The sequence below is a fragment of the Lentzea terrae genome (assembly GCF_003265345.1).
In the GTDB taxonomy this organism is placed as follows: Bacteria; Actinomycetota; Actinomycetes; order Mycobacteriales; family Pseudonocardiaceae; genus Lentzea; species Lentzea terrae.
Window position 1 is genome coordinate 49,564 of record NZ_QFWW01000024.1, and the last position, 11,073, is coordinate 60,636.

6 protein-coding genes are annotated in these 11,073 nt (G+C 68.6%); 5 read left to right on the plus strand and 1 reads right to left on the minus strand.

Features of this window, described 5'->3' with window-relative positions; genetic code table 11:
- Positions 1–48: 48 nt before the first annotated feature.
- The 4 genes from DI276_RS29885 (at position 49) to treY (ending at position 6,108) form a co-directional block, all read left to right on the plus strand.
- On the plus strand, positions 49–351 hold the full coding sequence (locus DI276_RS29885; RefSeq protein WP_112269958.1) for a hypothetical protein: 303 nt from the start codon (positions 49–51) through the stop codon (positions 349–351).
- 120 nt (positions 352–471) lie between these two features.
- A complete protein-coding gene (gene tnpB, locus DI276_RS29890) occupies positions 472–1,905 on the plus strand; it encodes an IS607 family element RNA-guided endonuclease TnpB (RefSeq protein ID WP_198680988.1) in 1,434 nt (477 codons plus the stop codon).
- 22 nt (positions 1,906–1,927) lie between these two features.
- A complete protein-coding gene (gene glgX, locus DI276_RS29895) occupies positions 1,928–4,033 on the plus strand; it encodes a glycogen debranching protein GlgX (protein WP_112269969.1) in 2,106 nt (701 codons plus the stop codon).
- Positions 4,033–6,108, plus strand: coding sequence for a malto-oligosyltrehalose synthase (treY, locus tag DI276_RS29900; RefSeq protein WP_112269418.1), 2,076 nt, complete (start codon positions 4,033–4,035; stop codon positions 6,106–6,108). The genes glgX and treY overlap by 1 nt, the downstream gene beginning before the upstream one ends.
- Before the next feature lie 371 nt (positions 6,109–6,479).
- Here treY and DI276_RS29905 read toward each other — a convergent pair whose 3' ends face one another.
- Positions 6,480–8,813, minus strand: a complete 2,334-nt coding sequence (locus DI276_RS29905) for a tetratricopeptide repeat protein (RefSeq protein WP_198680989.1) — start codon at positions 8,811–8,813, stop codon at positions 6,480–6,482.
- Between the two features lie 397 nt (positions 8,814–9,210).
- On the opposite strand from DI276_RS29905, the gene DI276_RS52475 reads away from it, so the two are divergent.
- Positions 9,211–11,010, plus strand: a complete 1,800-nt coding sequence (locus DI276_RS52475; protein WP_157985028.1) for a trypsin-like serine protease — start codon at positions 9,211–9,213, stop codon at positions 11,008–11,010.
- The last annotated feature ends 63 nt before the right edge of the window (positions 11,011–11,073 follow it).

An 11,073-nucleotide genomic window follows, 5' to 3' on the forward strand; every position in this document is an offset into this window, starting at 1 on the left:
GCCGTCACCCGACGGCGGACGACGAACGTTTTGGAGGTGGCGTACCAGATGAGCTCAGCCGTGAGCACGCGGAACCCAACCGGCGTGCTTGAACTGGCCGTCGAGCAGGTGCTCGCTTCGGTGAGACCGGCCGCACTCGGCGACCCGGTGGTCGGGGCACGGCGCGCGGAGGAATCCCTGCGTGAAGCGCTGCGGGACGCAGGACCCGTGGACGACAACATCGCCCTGCAGCACGCGCTGGCTTGTGCGGAGGCTGCTTGTGAGCACTTGAAGTACGTGGAGATCCAGGAAGCACGCACGTTGCTCACGGCCGCACGTGCGCAACTCGTGCTGGCACACGAAGGAGTATGACTGCAACCGGTAGTCGCCAGTCGGTGACGATCACACGTTCGACTTAAGCCGCTCCCACCCTCGTGAGAACCTTCGAGTAATGGGCCCAAATTTGTCGGTGCCCGCTCGTAGGGTTCGAGTGTGATCGTCCACCAGGCCTACCGGTTCGCATTGGACCCGACCCCGGCACAGGCGCGGGCACTGTCCGCGCGCTGCGGTGCCGCGCGCTTCGCGTTCAACTGGGGCTTGGCGCTGGTCAAGGCCGTGATGAACCAGCGTGAGGCCGAAGCCAGCTATGGCGTCGCGCCCGAGGACCTCACCCCGGCGATGCACTGGTCCCTGCCCGCGCTGAGGCGAAGGTGGAACCAGGCCAAGGGCGAGGTCGCGCCCTGGTGGGCGGAATGTTCGAAGGAGGCGTACAGCGGCGGCCTGGACAGGCTTGCGCGTGCGTTGAAGAACTGGTCTGACTCGCGTACCGGCAAACGTGCAGGCCCGGTGGTCCGGTTTCCCAGGTTCAAGTCGAAGCGCCGTGCGCGCCGGTCGTGCCGATTCACCACGGGAGGAATCCGTGTCGAACCCGACCGCCATCACGTGACGCTTCCCAAGCTCGGCCGAATCCGGACGCACGAGTCAACCCGCAAGCTTGCCCGCCGGATCGAGGCCGGCACCGCCCGCGTCATGGCGGCGACGGTCTGCTTCGAGGCCGGCCGCTGGTTCTGTTCATTCACCTGCGAGGTGGAGCGCAACGACCAGCCACCTGCACGGCCGGATGCGGTAGTCGGCGTGGATCTTGGCGTCGCGCATCTCGCCGTTGTATCTCAGCCACTCCCCGGTGGCACAGACGCGGCGGGGTTTGTGCCCAACCCGAAGCACCTGGTGCGTGGGTCTGCGGCGCTACGGGGCGCGTGCCGGACCGTGTCGCGTCGACGCGGTCCGGACCGGCGCACCGACACTCAGCCCTCCAAGCGATGGGAACGGGCGAACCAGCGGCGCAACCGCATCCATCACCGCATTGCGAACCTTCGGCGTGACGGCCTGCACAAACTCACCACCGCCTTGGCGGCCGAGTTCGGCACCATCGTGGTCGAGGATCTGAACGTTGCCGGGATGCTGCGCAATCGCCGACTGGCCCGGGCCATCGCCGACACCGGACTCGCTCAGATCCGATGCCAACTGGCGTACAAGACGCGGTGGAGGGGTACTTGGCTTATCGTGGCCGACCGCTGGTTCCCGTCGTCGAAGACCTGCTCGGAGTGCGGTGTGGTGAAAGTCAAGCTGCCGCTGCGCGTCCGGGTGTTCACGTGTGAGTCTTGCGGTCTGCGGAGCGATCGCGATCTGAACGCCGCTCGCAACCTCGCCGCGCTTGCCCTGAGAAGCACAACAGGTACCGGAGAGGCCGGAGACCTGGAGCCGCAAGGCTCGAACGGACGTGGAGCCGACCGGAAGACCCACAGCACGTGGGCTGGTGGCGATGAAGCGTTCACCTCGCACCGGGCAACCGGGTCAGACGAGGACCGGACCACTGGAAACAGCGTGCTGCCACAACGTTGTTACCCAGATATGGTCTGTCGGTAGCCCGCTAGCTATGAGGAGCATCGTGCGACCTTGGCCTGGAAGGCCCTACCCGCTAGGTGCACAGTACGACGGGGTGGGCACCAATTTCGCCCTGTTCTCCGAGGTCGCGGAGTACGTCGAGCTCTGCCTCTTCGACGACGACGGCACCGAGACCCGCGTGCGGCTGCCGGAGGTGGACGGCTTCGTCCACCACGGCTATCTGCTGGGCGTCGGACCTGGACAGCGGTACGGGTACCGCGTGCACGGCCCGCACGACCCCGCACGGGGTCTCCGCTGCAATCCCAACAAGCTGCTGATCGACCCGTACGCCAAGGCCATCTCCAACGGCCTGGCGTGGGACGAGGCGCTGTACGGCTACAAGTTCGGGTCGCCGGACGAGCGCAACGACACGGACAGCGCGCCGCACGTGCCCAAGTCCGTGGTGGTGAACCCGTTCTTCGACTGGACGAACGACCGGTTGCCCAGGACGCCGTACAACGAGAGCGTCATCTACGAGGCGCACGTGCGCGGCCTCACCATCGACCACCCGGAGATCCCGCCGCGGCTGCGGGGCACCTACGCGGGCCTCGCGCACCCGGTGATGATCGACCACCTCGCCAAGCTGGGCGTGACCGCCGTCGAGTTGATGCCGGTGCACCAGTTCATCAGCGATCACACGCTGGCTGAGCGCCGGCTCAGCAACTACTGGGGTTACAACACCATCGGGTTCTTCGCGCCACACGACGGTTACTCCGCGTTGCCGTTGAACCAGGTGCAGGAGTTCAAGGGCATGGTGCGGGCCCTGCACCAGGCCGGGATCGAGGTCATCCTCGACGTCGTCTACAACCACACGGCGGAGGGCAACCACCTCGGGCCGACGTTGTCCATGCGCGGGATCGACAACGAGTCGTACTACCGGCTCGTGGAGGACGACCCCAAGTTCTACATGGACTACACGGGCACCGGTAACTCGCTCAACGTGCGGGCGCCGCACACGTTGCAGCTCATCATGGACTCGCTGCGGTACTGGGTCACCGAGATGCACGTCGACGGGTTCCGGTTCGACCTCGCGGCGACGCTGGCCCGCGAGTTCTACGACGTGGACCGGCTGGCGACGTTCTTCGAAGTCGTGCAGCAGGACCCGGTGGTGTCGCAGGTCAAGCTGATCGCGGAGCCGTGGGACGTCGGGCCCGGTGGCTACCAGGTCGGCAACTTCCCTCCACTGTGGACGGAGTGGAACGGCAAGTTCCGGGACACGGTGCGCGACTTCTGGCGGGGTGAGCATGCGACGCTGGGCGAGTTCGCGTCGCGGATCACCGGCAGCAGCGACCTCTACCAGGACGACGGGCGCCGGCCGTACGCGTCGATCAACTTCGTGACGGCGCACGACGGGTTCACGCTCAACGACCTGGTGTCGTACAACGAGAAGCACAACGAGGCCAACGGCGAGGACAACCAGGACGGCGAGAGCCACAACCGGTCCTGGAACTGCGGGGTCGAAGGGGCGACGGACGACCAGGAGGTCCTCGAGCTGCGGGCGCGGCAGCGGCGGAACCTGATGGCGACCATGTTGTTGTCGCAGGGTGTGCCGATGATCCTGCACGGCGACGAGTTCGGGCGCACGCAGCACGGCAACAACAACGCCTACTGCCAGGACAACGAGGTGTCGTGGGTCGACTGGTCGTTGCTGGAGACCAACGCCGAGCTGGTCGACTTCACCGCGGCGCTCGCCCGGTTCCGCAAGGTGCACCCGGTGTTCCGGCGCAAGCGGTTCTTCGCGGGCCGGCCGATCCGCAAGGGCGAGGAACTGCGCGACATCGCGTGGTTCACCCCGTCCGGCGAGGAGATGACCGAGCAGAACTGGGAGGACGACTTCGGCAAGTGCATCGTCATCTTCCTCAACGGCGAGGGCATCCCCGATCTCGACGCGCGCGGCATGCGGGTGGTCGACGACTCGTTCCTGATGGCGTTCAACGCGCACCACGAGGACATCGAGGTGACACTGCCCGACGTCGAGTACGGTCCTGAGTGGACAGTGGTGATCGACACGACGACAGGGCACATCGGCAACGGGCAGAAGCCGGTCGTCGCGGGCGGGCAGCTGAACCTCACCGCGCGGTCGCTCGTCGTGCTGCAGCGGGTGGGCTGATGGGCGCGCCCTCGTCCACGTACCGCGTCCAGTTCACCCCGAGCTTCACCTTCGCCGACGCCGCCGGTATCGCGGACTACCTGCGGCGCCTGGGTGTTGGGGCGCTGTACGCGTCGCCGATGCTCGATGCGCGCGAAGGTTCCACGCACGGCTACGACGTCGTAGACCCGACGCGGGCGCGGGCGGAGCTGGGTGGTGACGACGGACGCCGTGCGTTGCAGAAGAGCTTGGCAGAGCAGGACCTCGGCCTCGTCGTCGACATCGTGCCGAACCACATGGTCGTGCCGAATCCTTGGTGGGACGACGTCCTGCAGCGCGGCCCGGAGTCCAAGTACGCGCGGTACTTCGACATCGACTGGTCGTCCGGCAAGGTCCTGCTGCCCGTGCTCGCCGAGGACGCCGAGGACGAGGTTCACGAGCATTACCTGAAGGTGAACTGGCGGCGCGGCAACACCGAGCTCAACTACCGGCGGTTCTTCGACATCACCGAACTGGCGGCGGTGCGGGTCGAGGATCCCGAGGTGTTCGAGGCGACCCACCGCGAGGTGTTGTCGTGGGGCGTCACGGGGTTGCGCATCGACCACCCGGACGGTCTAGCCGATCCGGGTGGCTACTTCCGGCGGCTGCGCGAGCACTTCGACGGCTGGCTGGTCGTGGAGAAGATCCTCGGCCCGGACGAGTCGCTGCCGCAGAGCTGGCCGGTCGACGGCACTACGGGCTACGACGCGTTGCGCGAGATCTGCGGGGTGTTCATCGCGCCCACTCGCGAGTTCGCCGGCGACTTCCACGAGGTCGAGCACGCGTCGCGGCGGCAGGTCGCGGACTCGATCCTGGTCGCCGAGGTGCGCCGGATCGCCCGGCTCGTGCAGGGCGTGCCGTTCGAGGACGCGTGCCGGGCCGTCGCCGAGGTGATGGTCAACTTCCCGGTGTACCGGTCGTACCTGCCGGAAGGCTCGCAGCACTGGGAAACCGCGGTCCGGCTGAGCCGCTCGCCTGCCGTGCGCGCGTTGGACGAGCAGGTGCGCGCCGACCCGCACGGCGAGCTGGCGACCAGGATCCAGCAGACGTCCGGCATGGTCGTCGCGAAGGGCACCGAGGACACCGCGTTCTACCGGTACACGAACTTCGTGGCGCTGAACGAGGTCGGCGGCTCGCCGGACCGGTTCGGTCTTGCGCCAGAGGAGTTCCACCAGCGTGCGGCAGCGCGGGAAGCGCAGACCCCGGACGCCATGACCGCGTTGTCGACGCACGACACCAAGCGGTCGGAGGACGTGCGCGCCCGGCTGGCGGTGCTGGCCGAGATGCCGGACTCCTACCTGGCGTTCGAGGCGGAGATGTCGGAGCGGCACGGCATCTCCGAGCCGTCGCTGAACCGCCTCGCGTGGCAGTCGCTGGTCGGCGCCTACCCGATCACCGAGGAACGCCTGGGCCAATACCTGGAGAAGGCGTCCAGGGAAGCCAAGATCAAAACGTCCTGGGTCGACCGCAACGCCGAGTTCGACGCCGAGGTGGCCGCGTGGCCGGCCAAGGCGCTGAACGAGCCGGAAGTCGCCGCGTTCGTCGAACGGATCAAGGCGCCGGGCTTCTCGAACGCGTTGGGGCAGAAGCTGGTCCAGCTCACCGCGCCGGGCGTGCCGGACGTCTACCAGGGCACCGAGCTGTGGGACTTCTCGCTGGTAGACCCGGACAACCGCCGGCCGGTCGACTACAAGGTCCGCGCCGAGCTGCTGGACCGCATCGAGTCGGGCTGGCTGCCGGAGATCGACGACTCGGGTGCCGCGAAGCTCCTGGTCGTGCAGAAAGCCTTGCAGGTGCGCAGGCGAGGACTGCACGGGTACCGGCCTTTGCGTGCCGAGGGGCCGGCCGCGCAGCACGTGCTGGCGTTCGAACGGTCCGGCGTGATCACGGTGGCGACCAGGCTGCCGGTCGGGCTGGCGCGGCAGGGCTGGCAGGGCACGGTGCTGCCGTTGCCGAGCGGTCCGGAGTGGACGGACGTGCTGACCGGGCGGCCCGCGGTACCTGAGTTGGTTTCGTTGCTGGACCGGTATCCGGTGGCGTTGCTGGTTCGCGGCTGATTGCGGGCTCGCGTCACCGGGCAGCCTGCCTGGGGCCGAGTTCGGGGCCGGTGTCGGGTGGGTCGCGGGTTCGTGGCTGATGGCGGGTTTGTGTGGCCGGGTTGGCTGCCTGGTCCGAGTTGACGTCGGCGTGGCGACCGGTGCGGGTGGGTTCGTGGCTGGAGACGGGCTCGTGACACCGTGCTGCCTGCCTGCCTGCCTGCCTGCCCGCCTGGCCCGAGCCCGGTGCCGGCGTGGGACCGGCGCGCGGTGGGGTCGCGGGTTCGTGGCTGGCGGCGGTTTGTGTCGCCGGGCTGCTTGCCTTGTCCGAGCCGGCGCCGTCGCCGGACCGGCACCCGGTGTGGTCGTGGTTCGTGCTGGGGGCGGGTGTGTCAGCGGGCTGTCTGTCTGGCCCGAGTCGGCGGCGCGGCACCAGCGCCAGGCGGGGCGGGCTCGCGGACCGGCTCCGGCCGAGCCGAGGCTCCCGGCACGTTCAGCTCGGCGAACAGGGCCAGCGCCTCGGTGCGGTGGCGCAGCGACTCCTTGTGGCGGCCCGTGCGGGACAGTGCGGCGGCCAGGCCGTCGAGGGCGCGGGCGCGTTCGTAGCGGATGCCGGTTTGTGCGGCCAGTTCGAGGGCGCGTTCGTGGTACGGGCGGGCTGAGGCGGGGCGGCCCAGGGCGGTCAGGGTTTCGCCGTAGCGGTTGAGGGCTTCGGTTTCCACGCTCAGCTCGCCGACTTCCCTGGCCAGTTCCAGTGCCTCCTCGTGGTGGTCGACGGCCAGCTTTGTGAAGCCCAGCTTCTGCAGGACCTGGGCCAGGTAGGCGAGGCCGTAGGAGCGGTTGGAGCGGTCGTCGAGCTCGTCGAAGATCGCGAGTGCCTGTTCGTAGTGGGTACGGGCCGCGTTCCACTGCTGGAGGCACTGGTGGGTCTCGGCGATGTTGGCCAGCACCGCGCCCTCGCCTTCGCGGTCGCCGACCTCGCGGCGGATCGCCAGTGCCGGGCGGTAGTGGAAGAAGGCTTCGTCGTAGCGGCCCATGCGGTGGTAGATGATGCCGACGTTGCCGAGGGTTGCGCCTTCGCCGACGCGGTCGCCCAGTTCTCGGCGCAGGGCCAGGGCGCGCAGGTAGAGCTGCAGGGCCAGGTCGTAGTGGCCCAGGCGTTGGTGGACGTTGCCCATGTTGTTGATCGCGGCGGCCTCGCCGGCGCCGTTGCCCGTGTCGCGGTGGATCTCCAGAGCTCGCGCGAAGTGGTGCAGTGAGGCTTCGTGGTCGCCCAGCCGCCAGAAGACCCGGCCGAGGTTGTGCAGCGCTACGCCCTGGTTGTGGCGGTCGGCCGTGTTGAGCACGTGGTGGTAGAGGGTGATGGCGTCGTGGTGCCGGCCCGTCATGTCGAGGTGCTTCGCCAGCGTCGTCATCAACCGCGCGGTGTGGCTGTACCAGCCGTGCCGGGCGGTGTGGTCGGCCACCGCCACCAGGTTCGTGTGCTCTGCCTCCAGCCACGCCCTGGCGTCGGCTACGGAGGCGGCGCGGACGCACTCGTGCCGTTCGGCGGGGTTGAGAGTGTTGCGTGCAGCTGCGGCCGACGCCAAGTAGTGGTCGAAGAGACGGGTCAGCGCCAGACGTTGCGCGGACTTCGGTTCCTCGTCGACCACGCGGGCGGCGGCGAAGACGCGCACGAGGTCGTGCAGTTCGTACCGCGAAGGTGTCTTCAGTTGCAGGAGGTGGTCGGCCAGCAGGTCGTCGAGGTGGCGTTGCGCGACGTCCAAGTCCACGTCGGCCAGCGCGGCGGCGGCCCCCGAGTCGAAGTCCGGGCCGGGGTGCAGTGCGGTCAGCCGGAACGTGCGCTGGTGTCCGGCGGGCAGGGTGCGGTAGGACAGGTCGAGGGCCAGTTCCACGCCGCTGTCCAGGTGCCGGTGTTCGTGCCGCTCGGTCAGGCGGAGGAGGTGGTCGGCCAGAGTCCAATGAGGACGGTCGGCGATGAGGCCCGCGACCAGGCCGAGTGCCAGGGGTAGGCGGCCCACCAGCTCGCCGATCCGAACGGCGGTGTCCACGTCGGCGGCGACGCGGTCCGCGCCCGCCTTGCGGCGCAACAGGTCCAGCACCTCCTCCTGGCCGAACGCGGTCAAGCTCAGCCGCGCCCCCGGCAGTCCCGGCAGCCTGCGGCGGCTGGTGATCAGCACCAGCACGTCGGGACTGTCCGGCAGCAACGGCCGCACCTGGTCCTCGCTCATCGCGTTGTCCAGCAGCACCAACGCTTTGCGTCCGACCAGCAGCTTGCGGAACGCCGTGCTGCGGCCGGCGAGGTCCAGGGGGTGGATGCGGTCGCCGGACATGCCCAGCTGGCGGAGGAAGCCGTCCAGGACCGCGGCGGGATCGGCGGGAGGGCGCTCGCGGTCGTAGCCGCGCAGGTTCACCGACAGCTGCACGTCCGAATACTTTCCTTGGCGCAGCAACAAATGTGCGGCACGGGTGGCGAGCTGGGTCTTGCCGACACCTGCCATGCCCTCGATCACGACGACGTCAGCGGCGGTCAGGATCAGGTCCAACTCCGCGGCACGGCCGGTGAAATCGGTGATGTCGTCCGGAAGTGCGCTGCTCACCCGCACTATCTCGGCCTCGGTCGCCACCCCGGTGATCACCTGGTGCGCGAGTCGCCACTCGGCCGCTCTCGCGTCGTCCTCGCCCAGCAGCACCCGCGCGATGTGCACCACCAGTTCGACGTCCATGCGCGAACGCCCGGCCTGGAAACACCGGAAAACCGTGTTGTAGGAAGGAAGTTCGGCGATCCCCCTGGTCCGTCGGAAAGTCACCACCCGGCGATGGATCTCGTGGTAGCTCACGCCGGCCCACGACCGCAACGCGCGCAGTCGGCCGGTCAGATCTTCGAACGTTCGCGCCCCCTGCGGTCCGGGAGGATCTCCCACCGGTCCGCCTCTTTCCCCTCTGGCCACGCATTTTCTCCCGTCCCCCCAGGAGAGTTTCAACGTACTGAGGCTGTCGCCGGCTGTCACTGGGCCAGACCACTCAGTGGTCGAAGTTGGTCGAGAACGGTGACGGGCGAGGGGCCAGTCGGCACTGTCGGCCGCGGTGAACAGCTCAACAAGCGAGGGGGAATCGCGAAAAGTGAGACTCATCAAGAGATCCCTGGCCGTACTGGCCGCAGTGGGCCTGGCGACCGCGGGGCTGGCGGCGCAGGCGCACGGGGATGACACCGACCCGCCCAGCACCAGGATCGTCGGCGGCAACGTGTCGCCGACGAACGCCTACCCGTGGATGGTGTCCATCTCGCGGCCCGGTGTGTTCGACCACTGGTGCGGTGGCACGCTGATCGACCCGAACTGGGTGCTGACGGCGGCGCACTGCGTCAAGGGCTACACCCCGGCCAACTTCAGCACGCTGATCGGGCAGACCCGGATTTCCGGCGGCTCGGGCGGCGACGTCCGCACCGTTGCCGAGATCCGGATCCACCCGCAGTACACCAGCGCCAGCGGCAGCGGCTTCGACGTCGCGCTGATGCGACTCAGCTCGGCGTCGACCAAGGCGCCGCTGCAGCTCGCGACCTCGGCCGAGCGCGACACGTGGATGCCGAACGCCAACGTGCGCACGATGGGCTGGGGCGCCACGTCCGAGGGCGGGGCGGGCAGCAACGACCTGCGCGAGGTCGACGTGCCGATCCAGCCGGACGCGACGATGGCCAGCGCGGCCGCCTACGGCAGCACGTTCAAGGCGGACACGATGCTCGGCGCCGGCCCGATGGCCGGCGGCAAGGACAGCTGCCAGGGCGATTCCGGTGGCCCGCTGCTCGCGGGCACCGCGCGCGGCTGGCGGCAGGTCGGCATCGTATCGTGGGGGACCGGCTGCGCCCGGCCGAACAAGCCAGGCGTCTACACCAGGATCGGCGACCAGTCGACCAACGACTGGGTGCGCTCCAACATCCCCGGCTCGTTCGCCGACGGTTTCGCCAGCAAGAGCGGCGACTTCAACGGTGACGGCAAGGACGACGTCGTCACGTTCACGCGTGGCGGCTCGGCGGACGTGTACGTGGCGCTGTCGAACGGTTCGTCGTTCGTCGGTACCGCGGTGAAGTGGCACGACTGGTTCGCCGCGTGGGACGAGGTGCCGCTGGTCGGTGACTTCAACGGCGACGGCAAGGACGACATCGCGACGTTCACGCGCGGCACCACGGCGGACGTGTACGTGGCGCTGTCCAACGGTTCGTCGTTCGTCGGCACTGCGGTGAAGTGGCACGACTGGTTCGCCGCGTACAACGAGGTCCCTGCGGTCGGTGACTTCAACGGCGACGGCAAGGACGACATCGCGACCTTCACCCGCGGCGGCTCGGCGGACGTGTACGTGGCGACGTCGAACGGCAGCAGCTTTGTCGGCACGGCCGTGAAGTGGCACGACTGGTTCGCGGCCTACAACGAGATCCCGCTGGTGGGTGACTTCAACGGTGACCGCAAGGCGGACATCGCGACCTTCACCCGCGACGGCTCGGCCGACGTGTACGTGGCGACGTCGAACGGCACCTCGTTCGTGGGTACCGCGGTCAAGTGGCACGACTGGTTCGCGGCGGGCGCCGAGTTCCCGGCCGTGGGCGACTTCGACAACGACGGCAAGGACGACATCGCGACGTTCACCCGTGGCACCTCCGCGGACGTGTACGTGGCCAAGTCGAACGGTTCGTCGTTCGTCGGCACTGCGGTGAAGTGGCACGACTGGTTCGCCGCGTGGAGCGAGATCCCCGGAACCGGTGACTTCAACGGTGACGGCAGGGACGACATCGTGACGTACACGCGCGGCGACGCGGCCGACGTGTACGTGGCGACCTCGAACAGCTCCTCGTTCGTGGGCACGTCCGTGAAGTGGCACGACTGGTTCGCCGCCTACGCCGAGATCCCGGCTGGTGGCACGGCCTGGTGACCTGATCACCCTGCAGGGGGCGGTGGCCGCGGCCACCGCCCCTCCCTGCGCTGTTGGCACTAG

Excerpts from the sequence above, each read along its gene's own strand:
- DI276_RS29885 (WP_112269958.1), top strand. The coding sequence starts at position 49 with ATGAGCTCAGCCGTGAGCACGCGGAACCCAACCGGCGTGCTTGAACTG.
- treY (WP_112269418.1), top strand. The coding sequence starts at position 4,033 with ATGGGCGCGCCCTCGTCCACGTACCGCGTCCAGTTCACCCCGAGCTTC.
- DI276_RS29905 (WP_198680989.1), bottom strand. The coding sequence starts at position 8,813 with ATGGACGTCGAACTGGTGGTGCACATCGCGCGGGTGCTGCTGGGCGAG.